This window comes from Saprospiraceae bacterium (genome assembly GCA_016713025.1).
Classification (GTDB): Bacteria; Bacteroidota; Bacteroidia; order Chitinophagales; family Saprospiraceae; genus OLB9.
In genome coordinates, this window is the sequence record JADJPZ010000004.1 from 1146124 (window position 1) to 1164298 (window position 18175).

The 18175-nt window shown below is 36.0% G+C and carries 15 protein-coding genes, 1 tRNA gene and 1 riboswitch; of the genes, 8 read left to right on the forward strand and 8 right to left on the reverse strand.

The annotated features are described in order from the left end of the window. Positions 1-92 precede the first annotated feature (92 nt). Both IPK35_11290 and IPK35_11295 read left to right on the forward strand, forming a co-directional pair. A tRNA-Pro gene (locus IPK35_11290) sits at positions 93-166 on the forward strand. 34 nt (positions 167-200) lie between these two features. After that, positions 201-884 (forward strand): DUF4918 family protein, encoded by a 684-nt coding sequence (locus IPK35_11295; GenBank protein ID MBK8053824.1) that lies wholly within the window; start codon positions 201-203, stop codon positions 882-884. On the opposite strand, the gene IPK35_11300 is transcribed toward IPK35_11295, so the two are convergent. Next, positions 865-1554: a response regulator transcription factor gene (locus IPK35_11300; protein MBK8053825.1), complete on the reverse strand. Its 690-nt coding sequence runs from the start codon at positions 1552-1554 to the stop codon at positions 865-867. The genes IPK35_11295 and IPK35_11300 overlap by 20 nt on opposite strands. Then, entirely contained in the window at positions 1551-2525 is a 975-nt protein-coding gene (locus tag IPK35_11305; protein MBK8053826.1) for a HAMP domain-containing histidine kinase, read from the reverse strand. Before IPK35_11305 ends, IPK35_11300 begins: the two co-directional genes overlap by 4 nt. A gap of 217 nt (positions 2526-2742) precedes the next feature. Here IPK35_11305 and IPK35_11310 point away from each other — a divergent pair, with 217 nt between their 5' ends. The 3 genes from IPK35_11310 (at position 2743) to IPK35_11320 (ending at position 5404) form a co-directional block, all read left to right on the forward strand. Then, a complete protein-coding gene (locus IPK35_11310; protein MBK8053827.1) occupies positions 2743-3723 on the forward strand; it encodes a hypothetical protein in 981 nt (326 codons plus the stop codon). Between the two features lie 91 nt (positions 3724-3814). After that, entirely contained in the window at positions 3815-4594 is a 780-nt protein-coding gene (locus IPK35_11315; GenBank protein MBK8053828.1) for an enoyl-CoA hydratase/isomerase family protein, read from the forward strand. A gap of 12 nt (positions 4595-4606) precedes the next feature. Then, positions 4607-5404: a class I SAM-dependent methyltransferase gene (locus IPK35_11320; GenBank protein MBK8053829.1), complete on the forward strand. Its 798-nt coding sequence runs from the start codon at positions 4607-4609 to the stop codon at positions 5402-5404. 189 nt (positions 5405-5593) lie between these two features. Here the strand turns inward: IPK35_11320 and metX are convergent, their stop codons facing one another. From metX to IPK35_11340, 4 genes are all read right to left on the reverse strand, one after another. After that, positions 5594-6598, reverse strand: coding sequence for a homoserine O-acetyltransferase (metX, locus tag IPK35_11325; GenBank protein MBK8053830.1), 1005 nt, complete (start codon positions 6596-6598; stop codon positions 5594-5596). A gap of 229 nt (positions 6599-6827) precedes the next feature. Further along, positions 6828-8186: an O-acetylhomoserine aminocarboxypropyltransferase/cysteine synthase gene (locus tag IPK35_11330; protein ID MBK8053831.1), complete on the reverse strand. Its 1359-nt coding sequence runs from the start codon at positions 8184-8186 to the stop codon at positions 6828-6830. Positions 8187-8431: 245 nt separating this feature from the next. After that, positions 8432-8529: riboswitch (SAM riboswitch) on the reverse strand. A 176-nt stretch (positions 8530-8705) separates the two neighbouring features. After that, positions 8706-8969, reverse strand: coding sequence for a hypothetical protein (locus tag IPK35_11335; protein ID MBK8053832.1), 264 nt, complete (start codon positions 8967-8969; stop codon positions 8706-8708). After that, positions 8966-10291, reverse strand: a complete 1326-nt coding sequence (locus IPK35_11340) for a mechanosensitive ion channel (GenBank protein MBK8053833.1) — start codon at positions 10289-10291, stop codon at positions 8966-8968. The genes IPK35_11335 and IPK35_11340 overlap by 4 nt, the downstream gene beginning before the upstream one ends. Positions 10292-10574: 283 nt before the next feature. Here IPK35_11340 and IPK35_11345 point away from each other — a divergent pair, with 283 nt between their 5' ends. Continuing rightward, on the forward strand, positions 10575-11765 hold the full coding sequence (locus IPK35_11345) for a methyltransferase (protein ID MBK8053834.1): 1191 nt from the start codon (positions 10575-10577) through the stop codon (positions 11763-11765). Between the two features lie 135 nt (positions 11766-11900). Here the strand turns inward: IPK35_11345 and IPK35_11350 are convergent, their stop codons facing one another. Then, entirely contained in the window at positions 11901-12290 is a 390-nt protein-coding gene (locus IPK35_11350; GenBank protein ID MBK8053835.1) for a hypothetical protein, read from the reverse strand. 208 nt (positions 12291-12498) lie between these two features. Here IPK35_11350 and IPK35_11355 point away from each other — a divergent pair, with 208 nt between their 5' ends. After that, positions 12499-14409 (forward strand): S9 family peptidase, encoded by a 1911-nt coding sequence (locus tag IPK35_11355; protein MBK8053836.1) that lies wholly within the window; start codon positions 12499-12501, stop codon positions 14407-14409. Between the two features lie 54 nt (positions 14410-14463). Beyond that, on the forward strand, positions 14464-15039 hold the full coding sequence (locus IPK35_11360; GenBank protein ID MBK8053837.1) for a GNAT family N-acetyltransferase: 576 nt from the start codon (positions 14464-14466) through the stop codon (positions 15037-15039). 372 nt (positions 15040-15411) lie between these two features. On the opposite strand, the gene IPK35_11365 is transcribed toward IPK35_11360, so the two are convergent. Further along, complete coding sequence (locus IPK35_11365) at positions 15412-18162, reverse strand: TonB-dependent receptor (GenBank protein MBK8053838.1); 2751 nt, start codon at positions 18160-18162, stop codon at positions 15412-15414. Positions 18163-18175: the final 13 nt, after the last annotated feature.

Genomic DNA, 18175 nt, shown 5'->3' on the forward strand with positions numbered 1-18175 from the left:
AGTTTATTATCAATACATTACAAATATTGTACAAAATGAAGTTCTCTAAAGTTGTTAAAGCCTGAAGATATTTACTACATTTGCACTTCATTCGGGACGTAGCGCAGCCTGGTAGCGCACTAGCATGGGGTGCTAGGGGTCGCTGGTTCGAATCCAGTCGTCCCGACTCTATTAATTCTGTACAATTTTCCTACACCACATTGACAATTGCTGACAAAATACTTCATTTTCTTGCAAGAGTGGAATATGACGGTGCATTACCGGATGGGATTCGCATCATGAATCCTTATAGAGAGAATGAAGATATTCGGAATATTTGCTTGTCGTTTTACATGAAATTTTATAATGATAATCAGCCTCGCGCACTGATTTTGGGTATCAATCCCGGAAGGTTGGGAGCAGGAGCGACTGGCATTCCTTTTACCGATACCAAACGGCTCTTTGATGGATGTGGTATCCATCATGATAAATTTTCAACACATGAACCTTCTTCGGTTTTTATCTATGAAATGATCAAAGCCTATGGAGGTGCTGAAAAATTTTATCGGCGATTTTACATTAATTCTGTCTGTCCATTAGGATTTGTTAAAGTAAATGCCGGAAAACCAATAAATTACAACTACTATGATTCGAAAGAACTTGAATCAGCCGTGAGGGATTTTATTATCAATAATATAAGAACTCAAATTTCCATTGCGGAGAAATCTGATATTTGCTATTGTCTCGGAACAGGCAAAAATTACCATTATTTAAACAAGCTGAACAGTCAGTTCCATTTTTTCAAAGAAATAATACCGCTTGAACATCCTAGATACATCATGCAATATCGGAGCAAACATAAGGATAATTATATTGATGATTACATCAGGAAGTTTCAGGTGTAAACCGATATCCAATCCCTCTTACCGAATGAAAATATACAGGGCATTTAGGGTCGGGTTCAAAATACTTGCGAAAGGACAAGATAAAATTATCAATTGTTCTAGTAGAAGGGAAAACATCATAACCCCAAACAGTCTGTAGGATCTGCTGTCTGGATACTACTTCATTTTTTCTTTCAATGAGTAATTTTAAAAGTAGGGCTTCCTTTTTTGTCATTGTCACAGTATGATTGATCCCTGATGCCTGATAGGTTATAAAATCTATTTTATTGCCATGCCAACTATACGATCGGGCTTCCTTTGCATTTTCGCTCGATTTCCTTTTGATGATTTTGTCTACCCTCAGCAATAACTCTTCAAGATTAAATGGTTTAGTCAGGTAATCATCAGCACCGAGTTTCAATCCTGTAATTCTGTCCGTAGATGTATCTTTAGCTGAAACGATAACAATGCCGACTTCAGGATTTCTCAACCTGACTTGTTCGCAAATCTGGAAACCATTGACTTCAGGCAGCATGACATCTAATATAAGAAGTTCAAAGTGTTGATTTTCAATTATTTCAAGTGCTTTTCTTCCATTATCGGTCGCAATGACTTCATAACCTTCTATCTCCAGATTGACCTTGATCACTTTTCTGATGTGCTCTTCGTCTTCGACTAATAATATTCTCATGGGTTTTGATTTATTGGAAGTAGGATAGAGATGGACGTCCCATGTGGTACATTATCTTTTATGACGATGCTTCCTTTATGTCCATCCACTATTTTTTTTACGATATATAAACCCAGTCCGGTACCATTTGTTTTTCTGGTATCTTCATTTCCTATTCTGTAAAACTGTTGCAAAACTTTAGTTTTTTCGTTTTCAGGAATACCCGATCCCTGATCTGAAAAAATAATTTCAACCTGTGTTTTATAATTTTTTATGTCAATCTGAATAATGGCGGGTGATTCAGAATACTTTATACTATTTTGTATGATATTGGAGAAAACGGAAATGATAGATTCTGCATCACATTCGATTTCTTGAATTTCTTCCTTTTGGTTTAAATCAATCCGGACTTCAGGAAATGTAATTGAAATGGTTTGTTTTATTTTTTCAAGAAGCCCTGAAGGTGATACTTTTTCGAAATTGAAATTATAATTATTGTCTAATTGTGTAGCCATCAACAAATTAGATACTAATGTTTCAAGTCTTTTGTTCTCAATATTGATACTTTCCAGCATGTGGGCCTGCGCATCCGGATTTAACTTTCTTCTGATCAGCGTTTCAGAAATGAGTCCTATGGATGTGATGGGTGTTTTCAGTTCATGGGTGATAGAAAGTAGAAAGTTTTTTTGCTTTTTATTGTTTTCAATCTCTTTATTATAAGCCTTCTGAATCAACCACATCCCGATGATCAATGAGATACCAAAAACTAGTCCTTCTCCGAAAATCATGTGTTTTTTTGTCTGATACTCATCCTTTATCCTGTTATAAGTGACCTTATCCTGATCAGAAAGTCCCGCTATATCTAGTATTTGAATATTTTGAACTTCCAAATTTCTATTGAAAAGCAATTCATTGTTTTTTGATAGGAGTACTGTCCACCATATCAAGGCTAAAAGCATGTAAATCATCACACCATATGATAAATATTTCATTATGATCTATTTAGAGAGCATTCCATTTTTTCCGAAATTAATATAGAAGCATAAACAAATGGACATAGAAAAGGATTATAATTGACTTTGTTTCTTTATACTTGAATATTTGTAAACAAAAATTGTAATAATTTTCGCAAACCTATCTACTTTTTGTTAACATTCTTGGATTTGGCACAATTATTTCTATATCTTAATGTTAGTTTAGCACTATTGCATGCAAAATAGAGTTTATTCAAGATATATTTACCAGATGCTCATGGAACATGGCAGTGTAGCTGTGCGGGAGATTGGTACGTTTTATCTCAGGAAAATTTCAGCTAAATTCAATGAAAACCGACAAGTTTTATATGCACCTTCTACAGGTGTCTATTTTTCACCCAATGTAGACAAAGATGTTGAATTTGCATCATTGTTAATAGAAAGTGGTTTGAATAAAGAAGAAGCTGCGTTACTTGAAAAACTAATTTCTGATGACTATAAAATCGCTGTTCAAAAAAATGAAGCTTTCGAACTTGATCAATTGGGTACTATTTCCAATCAAACATTTACTGAAAGGGATGATCAGGCCTTCAATAGATATGTAGGATTGAAAGACATGAATGTCAATGTATTCTCCGGACAAAAAATCACTCATGACGAGAATTTCGAATATTATTTGCAGCAAAAAATCTCTGATAAAAAGGATAATTGGCAACACTTTATCGGACCTGTGATCATAGCCCTTCTTACGGCATTGTGTATCTTATTATGGTTCTTATCTGATTCCAAACCACAGAAGACCGAGTCTGTCAGCAATATTACAATTGATTCTCCAAAATTATCAGTAACTGACTCTATTTACCAGGAAATAGACAATGTATTGATGGAAAATGAGCTGAAATCTGAAAAGTCTGAGCCATCAGAATATAAAGAACCAAAAAGCTTAGTTACACCGCATCCAAGTAACAAAAAGGTCGAATCATCTGATGCAAAGGAGTGTATCGTTATAGTAGGTGCATTTATTGAAAAGAACAATGCCAAAAGGATGGTCAAGAGGATAAGATCAAAAGGTTACACACCTTATCAGTCAGAACATGATGGCAAGATAAGGGTAGGCGTAAAATACAACTGTGCTACCCATCAGCCTGATGATTATAAAGAAAAAATTAAAAAGATATTCAATCCGGAAGCCTGGCATCTGCATGATACCATATAGATATTTTTACTAACCATCTTGAAAAAGACCACTCAAGTAGCCTTCATATACCTCCACAATTTTATCTTTGCGTCTAAATAATTCACACCGAATGCAAGATAATGTGCTTTTAATTGAAAAGAAAGATCAGTTTTATATTTTGACGATCAACAGACCCGATGCTCTCAATGCATTAAACAAGGATGTGTTTGATGCATTGGACACATTTTTTACAAGATATAATAAAGACTATACCATCAAAGGAATAGTGATTACAGGTTCAGGTAGTAAAGCTTTTGTGGCCGGAGCAGATATCAAAGAGTTTGCGTCTTTAGATCAGACTCAGGGAAGAATGTTGTCAAAAAAAGGACAGGATATTTTATTTAAAATTGAAAGATTCCATGTCCCTGTGATCGCAGCTGTCAATGGTTTTGCCTTGGGAGGTGGTTGCGAACTTGCGATGGCATGTCACATCAGGGTTGCCGGAAATCATGCAAAATTTGGACAACCGGAGGTTAATTTGGGTTTGGTACCTGGCTATGGCGGTTCACAGCGACTCATTCAGTTGATAGGCAAAGGTAAAGCGCTCGAGTTGTTACTTACTGCTGATATGGTAGATGCTGTGACTGCTCACCATTTAAGCCTTGTAAATCATATTGTTGAGTCAGGACAAGAAGTACATAAATCTCTTGAAATTCTAAGTAAAATATCCACAAAAGGTCCACTTGCAGTCACTCAGTGTATCAGCTTAGTCAATGCATATTATGACAAGGGTGTCGATGGCTTCGAACAGGAATATAATGATTTTGGGTCAACCCTTAGTTCAGACGATGCTAAAGAAGGCGCAAGGGCTTTTGTTGAAAAACGGAAACCAGAATTTAAGGCTCAATAAATATAACTATTTATGTTTGAATTTCACAGTGATAAGAGTCGATATTTCGAAATGCAACGGGTTGTTACCCATGACGACATCATTCCTTTTATCGAGCGGAACACAGGAGCTTGCAGCGGTAAAAGGGTTTTGGAGATAGGTTGTGCAGAAGCAGGAGTATTGAAGGCCTTTATAGATAAAGGAAATATTGGAACCGGAGTGGAATTAGCATCTTACCGATATGAAAGTGCAAAATTATTTTTGAAAAATGAACTTGAAGATGGAAGATTTTTTATCATCAATAAGAATATTTATGATATAAATGACCCTGCAGCAGAATTTGGAAGTCTGTTTGACATCATTGTCCTCAAGGATGTTATCGAACATATACCAGATCAACCTAAATTTATAAACCGGCTAAAACTATTTCTAAAGCCACAGGGAGTCATTTTTTTTGCCTATCCGCCATGGTGGATGCCTTTCGGTGGTCATCAGCAATTGTGTGTCACAAAATTACTGGAAAAACTACCTTGGTTTCATTTGTTCCCTAGTTTTTTTTATAAGTTTATACTCAAGTCTTTTGGAGAATCAGAAGCGACTATCAATGAACTTTTAAGTATCAAGTCTACCGGAATCATCATTGAAACACTTCATAGTATATTAAAAAATGAAAAGTTTGAAGTTATTGATGAACAATTTTGGTTTATAAATCCTATCTACCGGATGAAATTTGGCTTAAAAAGCAGATTAGTGCCGTCTTTGTTGGCTTACATTCCTTATCTGCGCAATTTTTATACAACCACACATTACATCCTTTTTAAGATGAAGTAAATCTTATTCCGACGAGAATTTATTTTTCTAAATAAGATGATACACATGTCTTTATTATAAATTAATTCTATCGCCTTTATACTCAAAATGAATACAATTGTAGATGAATTTTTTGCAAACCAATTTATTTTGAGTATATAAATCCAGGCATATTTTTGAGAAGGATCGTCCAAAAGACAAAATTCCACTCTATCCCATGACACCTTTGATTACCTGAGTCACTTTTGTACTCTCCGTTAGAAAACCGTCATGACCCAGATCTGAGTGAATTACATCAAGTCTTGCATTTGGGATAAATCTATACAGGAATTGTTGCTCTTCAAGAGGAAACAGGATATCAGTTTCGATGCCAAGTATTGTGGTTTTGGCTTTTATGGATGATAAGGCTGATTCGATGCCACCTCTGTTTCTTCCTATATTGTGACTGTCCATTGCTTTTGAAAGCGTCCAGTAAGAAAAAGCATCGAATCTGTTGACCAATTTCTGGCCCTGATATCTTTGATAGGAGTTTACCCTGAAACCATCTAACTTATCTTCGTCATCAACCTGAGTTTTGTTATAGCCTTGGGATGACCTGTAACTTAATAAGGCAATTGATCTTGCTGCCAGGAGACCTTTTAATCCCGCATCCGGTCTGTCTTCAAGCCAAGTCTGATCGGCTTCGATGGCCAGTCTTTGACTTTCATTGAATGCTATACCCCAGGGCGAATGTTTTGCGTTAGTAGCTATTAAAAGACAATATTCAAAAGCATTTGGTGACATCACAGTCCACTCTAATGCTTGTTGGCCGCCCATAGAGGCACCCGTGAGTAGTCTTATTTTTTCAATACCAAGGTGCAGCCTCAACAATTCATGGCATTTTGCTATATCTCTGATAGTCACCATAGGAAAACTATGAAAATATGGGTTTCCTGTGGCAGGATTTTCAGATAATGCATTGGTAGAGCCGTAAGGTGAGCCCAGACAATTGGCACAAATGATAAAGTGTCTTTCAGGGTCGATGACACAACCTTTCCCTACCACTCCCGGCCACCACTCCATTGGATTGCTATTGGCTGTAAGAGCATGTACTACCCACACTACATTATCCCTTTGCTCATTGATACTGCCAAAGGTATGGTATGCCAATGTAATTTCGGGGAGGATCTCACCTGACTCCAGCAAGAATTTGTTTTTATAATGAAAATAATTGATAGGATTACTTTCTAATGCCGCATCTTGACTTTCACTTTCAGACTTATGGTTTCCTTTAGTTTCCACATAAAGAGATTTTAATTTTTATACGAAAGTTTAAAATTTGGTAATACTTCGATTATTGATTTTAGTTGATTAAATGGTCAATAGAACCTAAAATTTTAATATCTATATCGCATAAGCCAGACAGGTTTGAAATTTTCCTGTCTGGCTCTTGTTTACTATAATATCAATTGGCCAAAACATTTTCTTTGGCTTTTCTTGTTTCCTGATTTGTTTTGACTGCCTTAAATGCATCGATAAAGTCGTTTTTAATATCATCAATGTGTTCAATTCCTACTGATACTCGCAATAAATTTGGTTGAACGCCGGCGGACAATTGCTCTATATCCGACAATTGCTGATGCGTAGTTGCTGATGGCTGTATGATGAGGGTTTTAGCATCACCTACATTGGCAAGGTGGCTCACAAGGGTGAGACTATTGATAAACTCCTCGGCATCTGCTTTGTCACCTTTTAAATTGAAGCTCAGCACTCCGCCAAATCCATTTTTCAGATATTTTTTTGCGAGTTTGTGGTATTTGCTGTCTTCAAGTCCTGGATAATTCACATTTTCGACTTGTGGGTGGATAGATAGCCAATGTGCCAACTCAAACGCATTGTCTAAGGTTCGTTGAACTCTCAAAGACAGCGTTTCAAGTCCTTGGATCAGTTGAAATGAATTAAATGGACTCAACGCAGGCCCAAAATCTCTTAAGCCTTCCACTCTTACTCTGATGGCAAAAGCAATATTGGGAAGTCCAAGCGGGTTGTTGATTCCGAAAATATCAGAGAAAACCAATCCATGATATCCTTCAGATGGTTCAGAAAACTGCGGGAATTTTCCATTGCCCCAGTTGTAATTTCCTCCATCAACTATGATTCCACCTATGCTTGTACCATGACCTCCGATCCATTTTGTCGCAGATGCTGTCACTATATTTGCTCCATGGTCAAATGGCCTGAATATATAACCAGCTGCACCAAAAGTATTATCTACTACCAAGGGAATGTCATGTTTTTTAGCCACAGCTGCTATTGCTTCAAAATCCGGAATATTGAATTGAGGATTGCCAATCGTTTCCAGATATATGGCTTTAGTTTTATCATCAATCAAGGCTTCAAATTTTTCAGCGCTGTCACCTGATGCAAATCTGGCATCAATACCGATGCGCTTGAAAGCAACTTTAAACTGATTGTACGTACCACCATACAGAAATGATGTACTCACAAAATTATCACCTGCCTGCAATATGTTGTTTAGTGCAAGAAACTGTGCTGCCTGACCGGACGCCGTTGCCACAGCTGCTACACCACCTTCCAGAGCGGCAATTCTTTGCTCAAAAACATCGGTGGTAGGATTCATGATACGTGTGAATATATTTCCAAATTCCCTGAGGGCAAATAAGTTTGCTCCATGTTCAGCATTTTTGAAAACATATGAAGTCGTCTGATAAATGGGGACTGCACGCGAACCAGTAGTAGGGTCGGGTTGTTGTCCTGCATGCAACTGTAAGGTTTCGAACTTATAATTTTTGTTGTTTGACATGATTTTTAAGAATTAATTTGTTAAAAATAAAATATTAAAGATAGTGTTATAGAAAACCCGGGCCCTGAGTTTTACAACACATTAAAAAAAGCTAAACCAATTTTTTTTGAATGATAAGAACTTAATTTATGTGATGTGTCAATTGCAACAACAGCAACAACAGCAACACATAGAATTCTGATCTTGGATAGAAGTGGAAAGTGTCCTGAATTTTGAATTTTGAAGATTCATTTTTTAATTCATTAAATTTATATATCCCAATATCGGGAAGGAATTGGCACCTTGCTTTTGTAGGTTGCCTGAGGGTCAGTGAGCCTTTTCTCTCGCCTCATCGTTATAAATTATTCAGGAAAGAATTAAATTCCTCTTGAATTTTTCTAAATGCAAAGATACTGTCAATCTTTTTTAAAAATCAAGTAAATATAAATATTTTTTTGTTAAAATTTAAATATTTATTTATACGTATGTATTAATTATTGATTATCAATCTTAAAGATATATTGATGGAATGTAATATTTTTATTTAGAATGTCTGCTCCGCCTGTAGATGTCAAAAAAAACAACAAAAGCAGCAACAGGAATTACAAGTTTATTGATATTGGAACTTGTGGGATTTTTAGAAAATAGAAACACCATTACAATTAAAAACAGGAAAGATGCTATGAGACCACCCAGCTTCCATCTATTGTCATGTACACGATTGGGTCTGAATTTAAGCAAAAGTTTGTCTATGATGATGGTGAGAAGAAAAAGACAAGCCACCACTGTAAGGATAATCTTCATTCCGTGGTTTTCGGTTGGATAACTCTTATTTCCCTTTGTGGAATAGGAATGATGATATTATTGTCCCGAAAGATCCTGTCAATTTCAAATCTGACGTGACTTCTGACATCTTCTGCCCACATCACCTGTGTAGAAAAGAAGTACAAGCTGAAATATAATCCATTATCTCCAAAGTCATTTAATCTGACAAATGGTGCCGGTTTACTTAATACTTCATTATTGTTTTGCAAAGATTTTAATAGCAATTCTTTGATCAGGGAAGTATCAGATCCATAAGGTACAATCATGCTTACTTCAAATCTGACCACATTGTCAGAGTGGGTCCAATTTACCACTGATTGATTCACTAATTTGCTGTTGGGTATCAGCATCGAAACACTGTTTCTGGTTTCTATCCTTGATGCCCTAAGTCCTATTTTGATCACACGACCTACTTGACCATCTATTTCCAGAATATCCCCAATCATAACAGAACGTTCAAATAGTAAGACTAAACCGGAGAAAAAATCATTGAAAGTTTGTTGAAGCCCCAATCCAACACCTACTAACAATGCCGCAGCACCACCGTATATAATGCTCATATCTGAGACGATACGATCTAAAGCAAATATTATGGCTACGACATATATCACATACGAAACTAATTGATTGATAGCAAATTGAATACCTTCGTCAGTATCATTATTTTTATACATTCTGTACAATGAAATCTGAGTAACAAACCAAATGATCACCTTAGCGACAAGGATAATCATGATGGCGACCATAATATCAGATATCTGGATGGTAAATAGTTCGCCCTTGATGGTTCGTTGCATTAGGATTGCATCCAGATTTATCCTATTTAGTAGGATTTGCCCTACATATAGGTAGACAATATATCGGACCAGGCTGGTAGCTTTTGATTCATTGGTTTTTTCATCTCTGAATGACGTTCTTACAGGCACTTCTCTTTTTCTGAATCTGTTTCTTATCACTACGTGACTTATAATCCAGTCAAAAAGTACTCCGACACTAAAAAGTGTTAAGATCTCTAATGTCTGACTAAATGTAATTTCAAGGTCATTGTAACCTAATAAAATGACATCAAAATTGATGATTCTTGAGATAATCAAAGATGCTAAAAAGAATAATGAAGCTGCCAACCTTGGTTTAAGTCCGTTTAAGTTGAATCTTTTGAGCTGCTCATCACTACTATCAAAAAATTTGTAGGATTGAAACCTGAAATAGAGAAAAAAAGCAATAATTATTACCAATACACATAAAAAGACTTGAAACAAGGTAATATCAAATCCTGAGATTGAAAATATGATTGTATCCATCAAATTTGTTATAAAACAGCCGCAAATATAGCAATTATTAACATGACTCCTTGTATATCATTCCTCTAAATTGCCAAAGATGAAGTATGAAAGCCAAATACTTGAATTCACCTTCGTAAACAAATGATATTCTTGGTGATATCTAATTTAAATTTATCAGACTATTCTGTCAATTAAAACCTATGCTTCATTCTTTAGTAAACCAATTTATTTTGAGTTTAACTTTCCATTAAATTGGTAGTGGTATCAGATTTTAATACTTTTGCTTTCAAAATCATGACATATGACAGAAAATGAAAAAAACAGTAAATTGATTTTTATAAAAACTGTTGTAAATCATTCCATCAATCATGATTCCTTTAAAATAACTCTATCCAAACCCAGAGATAAAGATGCCAAAGTAGTCAATGTATATATCAAGCCATCACTTATCAAAGGAGAAATAATGTATTCATTTACATATAGATACGCTATCAGGGATGAAGTAAAAAATTATAAACAGGATCAGCTTGAAGACATGATCAGAGAACTGTTGAATATCCACTTTTATAACGCAGTACTACTTCATGAGACTAAAGAGCTTACCCTTTTGCAAAACAATAAAGGCAAAGCTTCTCTGGTATCCAAATACTTAAAATCCAAAGTAGAAGTTGAAATCACTCATGATCATCAAAAGATAAGATACATAGATGCGGGTGCAGTCTGGCTCAAAGACCTTGGCATAGCAGGTGCTGATGGCAAGATTTTGGATAAAGCTCAGGACAAATATAAACAAATCAACAGATACATTGAATTATTGGATCATTTGCTATCAGGAGAAGATGTAGGGGATGTTATCAATATTGCAGATATGGGCAGTGGTAAAGGTTATTTGACTTTTGCATTGTACGATTTTCTGGTCAATTACAAAAACTGGCGTGTAAAGATAACAGGATATGAATTGCGTGAAGACTTAGCCACAATGTGTTATAATATTGCTATGAAAAACGACTTTATTGGCTTATATTTTCAACAAAAAAGTATAGAAGATATATCACTTTCAAATGTAGATATGGTCATTGCACTCCACGCATGCGACATAGCTACAGATATGGCCATTGCTAAAGGAATACAGGCTGATGCCCGATTCATTGTGGTAGCACCTTGCTGCCATAAACAAGTTAGACTGGCTATGAAACACAGCAATCAGTTGACACCCATTTTAAAGTACGGAATTCTGGAAGAAAGACAATCTGAATTACTGACGGACGGTATCAGATCACTCATGCTGGAAGCCTATGGTTACAAGACACAAGTGATAGAGTTTGTATCGCAGGAACATACAGCAAAAAACATCATGATCACAGCAGTAAAAAAATCAGGTTTTGATGCTTCATATATTGAAAAGGTAGATGCAGTGAGAAAGTTATTCGGCATTGATTATCACCACCTTCAGAAGATGATGGATGATTGGGAAAATAACAAAAGGCACTAACAAATCCTGATGCCAATGCCTTTTGGTGTTTAACGAATATGGTTGAAATATCACAACCTACAAGACTGTCTTGAAACTATACACAATGATTTACTTGCTGCCCATCAACAGATCATCAAAACTTAAGTCGGAACACTAGTGTCTGTGAGTCAGGAATTTGTAATATTCACTTTTCAATTCCAAGTATAATTTTTTTTCGGTTTCTATTTTATCTCTGAGTAAGTCATGGTCATCAACCGGAATGGTTTCAAGGTCTTCCAAGTGTCTTTCTGCATACCGTGCCATTACTTTTTCATGCTGATTGACTTCTTTCACGAGCTTATTGATGGCATTATGATGCAGGACAAACCTGTTATGAAAGTGCTCAACTTTAGCTTTTTTTTCGTTTTCAGTATATCTTCCTACTACTTCTTCTAACCTCCTGTTAAATGAGTTTAACTCTTCGTCCCAAAATCTAAGTTCACTCAACCATTGCATATGTTCAAAGTGAAGGTCTGAAAGATATACTTTTGCTTGCTCTGTCATTATTATAAATTTTAACAAATTGTAAATATATTATCATCACAAAATTATTTTTTAAAATGGCAAAGTAAGATGACCATAGTTTTTGGTGACTATGATTTTTATCATTGAAAATGAAAGAAGCCCATTTTGTGGTTTTGGCCTCAAATATTTTATTTCCTGTAGTTTTTGAATATATTTGTTTTTTTATTCACAATCACAATATACAACAATGAGAATATTATTCCTTCTTTTGACATTTGTCACCCTGTTCATGTCATGCAAGAACACCAATGAAAACATCGCACCTAAAACAGTAAAACAATACACCATAGAACAATTCTATAAAAATATCAGGATCAATGGTGGGTTTTGGTCTACTGATGAATCAAAATTGCTTGTATCAAGTGACGAGTCTGGAATCTTTAACTTGTATCAGATCAATATCTCTGATGGTACAAAAAAACAAATTACAAAATCTGACAAAGAATCCTTTTTTGCTGCAGGTTATGTGCCCGGTACTGAACAAATGCTTTATTTGGCAGATAAAGGTGGTGACGAACTAGATCACATTTATTTATTAAATACGGATGGTACGACAAAAGACCTCACACCAGATCCAAAAGAAAAAGCAGATCTGCTCAACTGGAGTCAGGATAAAAAAACTATGTATTATATTTCCAATAAAAGAAATCCCCAGTTTTTTGACATTTATAAAACTTCTGTAAGTGACTGGAAATCTGTCATACATTTTCAGAATAATGACGGTATGGAAGTTTCCGGAATTTCAGGTGACGGAAATCTGATTGCTCTTCAAAAAAGTATCACCACCAGTGAAAATCAATTGTATTTTTATAATGTTGGAACAAAAGAAATGAAAGAAATTTCGGATCCGGTTGCCAAAGGCAATTATAATGCTTCTGGTTTTAGCAAAGATGGGCAATTCCTGGATTATATCACGAATGCCAATACGGAATTTGCATTTCTGGTCAGATATAATATCGCCACTGGTGAAAAAACTAAAATCTATGAGACAAAATGGGATGTCATGTACAGCTACAACAGTGAAAATGAAAAGTACAGAGTCATAGGTATCAATGAAGATGGAAAAAACAGCCTCAAAATTAAAGATAATAAATCAGGAAAAGACATAGAATTCCCCGAGATACCTGATGGAGATATCATGGCTGTCAACATTTCTGACAGCGAAAAATGGATGCGCTTGACAGTAGGTACTTCCAAATCTCCCAACAATATTTATGTATACAAGTTTGAAACCAAAGTCCTTAAAAAACTCTCTGAAACCCTCAATCCTGAAATAAGTGGTGATGATTTAGTTGGTGCAGAAGTAGTTCGTTACAAATCATTTGACGGACTAGAAATTCCTGCAATATATTATAAACCGCATAATGCATCACCAAATACCAAAGTGCCTGCGCTTGTTTGGGTTCATGGAGGACCTGGTGGCCAGTCTCGAGTGGGATATTCTTCTTTTATCCAATATCTGGTCAACAACGGCTATGCTGTACTGGCAGTTAACAATAGAGGCAGTAGTGGTTACGGGCAATCATTTTATAAGATGGATGACAAAAATCATGGAGATAAAGACCTGAAAGATTGTATTTGGGGTAAGAAGTGGCTTCAGGCACAAGATTATGTAGATCCTGAAAAAATTGGAATCATAGGAGGAAGTTACGGAGGCTATATGACTATGGCAGCTATGTCATTTTCTCCTGATGAGTTTAAAGTAGGTGTCAATATCTTTGGTGTGACCAATTGGCTGCGCACACTAAAATCCATTCCACCTTATTGGGAATCGTTCCGTAAAGCTTTATACGACGAACTCGGTGATCCCACTACGGTTGATTCAGTTCGCCTTTACAATATATCTCCATTGTTCCATGCGAAAAATGTCAAAAATCCTGTGATGGTATTGCAAGGTTCTAATGATCCCAGGGTGCTGCAGGTGGAGTCAGATGAAATAGTAGAAGCTGTTAAAAAGAATAATGTTCCAATAGAGTACATCGTCTTTCCTGATGAAGGGCATGGTTTTGTGAAAAAAGAGAATGAGATAAAAGGGTATGGAAGTGTTCTTGCTTTTTTAGATAAACACCTTAAAGGAAACGGCAAACTAAAAGATTAATCATACCAGGATGGTAAATAAACCATGTAGTTTAGATATTTTGAAATATTAGATATGGTCACACCTGATTTTAGTAATTTTCCTGTACTCCAAACACCAAGACTGGTACTCCGCAAACTGGAGAAGGATGATGCTCCTGGAGTATTCAGACTCAGATCTGATGCAGCAGTGATGAAGTACATTCCAAGGCCATTGGCTGTAAATATCAACGATGCAATAATTCATATTGAAATGATTCAGGATTTGGTCGCAAAAAATGAAGTGATCAATTGGGTGATCTGTGAAAAAGATGATTTATCAACCTTTCTTGGTATTATAGGAATATATCGGATGGATATTAAAAATTGGAGAGCTGAAGTAGGGTATATGCTTCACTCCCAGTATCATGGTAAGGGCTTCATATCAGAATCTTTAAAAGCAGTGCTTACTTATGCTTTTCAAGAGTTGCAATTTCATTCTATTCAGGCTTTGATAGATCCGGAAAACGTTGCTTCTGAAAATGTATTAAAAAAATGCGGTTTTTCCAAAGAAGCTCATCTTAGAGAATATGAATACTATGATGGTAGATTTTGGGATACAGTCATTTACTCTATTCTTAGTAGTGCTTATGATGATCAATACCAGTTTTAGGTTAAACCTAAATATCTAAAATGAGTTCCGTAATGAAGATCAAAAGTAAAATAAAATAAGCATTTTTGACTTCGCATCATAGCATCGCTATGGTGCATGACTGAACGGTGCGACTGCAAAATTGAGTGGAAGCTCAATTTAGTGAAGGAACCGTCAGCACACCTGACGGCATGGTCATCTTGTTTCATAGGTCAGAATGCAGTAATTTTGGTCTGTAATAGGAAATTCATTTTAGATTTTTAGGTTAAATACAAAAATATTTTACCCCAGCCATTTGTCATGACTTACAATTGGGTGTATCCCATTTTTTATTCAATTGTAGTAAAATTCCTTTTGCCCTCCTTTATTAAAGTGCAATTTCGGGATACATCCTTACATCCTATGTATCATATCCATCCTGCTGGGCTGTTTTGGGGCGCCCAAGGCATTGATGTTGTAGGTGCAGCTGAGCATAAAGTACTGACCGATACTATTGGATACAGACTCAGAGATGTTGGTTTCTGATGCAGATCTGCTGACCCCTTGATTTTGATTGAGAATATCAAATACCCTCAATTTTGTATTGATTTTGTTGTCCAGAAAGTTTTTAGATATGGAGGCTTGCCACAATTGAATGGTTGTCGACGCTCCAAAAGAACCTTGCCCGTACAAATTGATATCGTAGCGGGAATCCAGAGTCCATCCCTTACCAGCAAACCATGCAAAATATGCTTCATAACTCTGATTTAAAAAATCTGTATTGAGTGACTCATTTTGTTTGTATATATTCTGAGTGTAGCTCAATCTTGTCGTAGCTGAGATGTCGATTCTGTTTTTTGATTTGTTTTCAAGCGTAAAACTTCCTCCGTTGGACCATCTGTTGATCTCGTTTTCAATTCTATTGATAAAATTGATTCCATTGGTGACTGAAGAATTGAGATTAATTCTGTATTTGGCTTTGATCACATTCAGTGGACTACTGAAAGATAAGGAAGTTGACATAGATTTTTCTGAGTCAGTATTTACGGGGTTTTGAGTCCTGATAAATAGTTCAGGGTCAAAGAAAGATGAAGTAGTAATTCTGTTTTTAGTATAACCGAGTCTTACATTTGCAAATAAACTTCTGAACGTAAACTGATCAAAAAGGTGATACATCAGACGCATACTATGTCTGTACTCAGGTACAAGATCAGGTGACCCCTGATACAGATTGAGCGGGTCTGTGTTGTCAAGTACAGGCTGGAGTTGATCCATAGATGGCTCCCGTACAGATGTAGAATAATTAATTCTTACATGTAGTTTGTCCAGCTCGAGGTTGAATTTAGGAAGGAAATAGTTAAAACTGCGGTCTATTTTTTCACCTACACTTGGCAATCCTACCAGAGAAGAATTTTGATAATCTACTCCTGCACTGAATGAATAATTTTCTTTATTAAATCGAATATTGGTACCTGCAGTAGTGTACTTAAAGCTATTATCAAAAGTTCGGCTCAATTCTTCATTCAAGGTTCGCAATTCCGTATTATCACGATCCAGATTGAAAAAATCCTTGATCAGATCTGTTTTATTGTTTCTCTGACTTAGAGAAGTTGTCAGGAAGGCTGTAGAGCTTAAAGGCTCTGTATAAGTTGCGCCTAAATTGTAATTATTGTTGGCTGAAATTTGTTCCTGATCCTGAAATACACTGGATTTAGTATTTAGTATCAGATTCCTCCCATAAACTTCGCTCAGCACCTGATTGAGAGATTCTGATGTATTATTTCCGATACCACTATCAAATGTGATCGTGCGACCTCGCTTTTTTAATCTTTTTCTGAAATTTAGCGTAAAACCATAATTGTTGCTTATTGAGCTGTTATCTCTTTTTTGTTCATTTCTATTGAGGAGGACATTGGAAACATTGCTTGATGAGTCACTTGATGTACTATACCTGTCATTGTCCCGGATCGCGAGATTTCCGGTCACATTCATCTCAGAAGTTGAATCTATCCTAAGGTCCAAAGCAGAGTAAAAATTATGATTCAAACCATTGGTGTTACTTGTGGTGTATTTATTTGAGATCAAGGCTCCTGTCGGAAGAAATGAGTTGGTAAATGTATTTTGGATCAGATCAGTACCACTTTGGGTGAGGAAATAACTAAAATTGACTCGATTCCTCACACCAAACTGATTATTCAGATTCAAGCCCAAGGTGGCAGAGTTAGTTTCCCCGTTATTATTTTGACCAAAATTGACAGGTGCTCCCGTATTCATATTCATATTTCGGCCACTACTACCTGTCATAGAGCCGAAATCCGCTGCACTGATACCGGTATTGTTGAGATTGTTTAATGTCCCTATGAAAGATAGCTGAGTTTTTGCAGAAAATCTATTCATCATTGTTTTACCTTCATATCTTGAATCAGTGCCGGCACCTGCAGATGCATTTCCGAAAAAACCATTCCTTCTGTCTTCCTTAAGTTCGAGGTTGATCGTCGTTTCTTCCTGACCGTCACTGATGCCAGTAAATTCAGCATTTTTTGATTTTTTTTCAAAAACCTGCACTTTTTTCACAGCATTAGCAGGAAGATTTTTTGTTGCCATCTTTGGATCTTTTCCAAAAAAATCTTTACCATCAACTGTCACTGCTTTGACTTCTTCACCTTTGACTTTGATCGTTCCGTCTGCTTCTACTTCTACACCCGGCAATTTTTTCAAAAGGTCTTCAACTACAGCATTGGGTTGTGTCTTAAAAGCATCGGCTGTAAATTCAAGTGTATCTTTTGTGATTTTTATTGGAACATATTCCGCTGAAATAGTTACAGCATCGAGCATAGCTCCTTCCTGAAGCATTTTGATGATACCCAAATCAAGAATTTTTTGCTGTGGTGTTAGTTCCACCGTTTTCTCGAGGGTACCGAATCCAATGTATGTTATCTGAAGTCTAAATTTACCTTTATCAATATCTGTCATAGTAAATTTTCCATTATCAGCTGTCACAGCGTAACTTACCATCACTGAGTCTGAAGGATTCAAGGCTACTACGACGGCCCCAATCAGATTATTTTTTTCAGGGTCCTGAATCTGACCTTTTATGGAATATTCCTGGGCTGTAGCAGAAACTTGGGCTATGACTAAAACGAGTAATATTTTTAGTATTTTCATTTAAAATTGATTT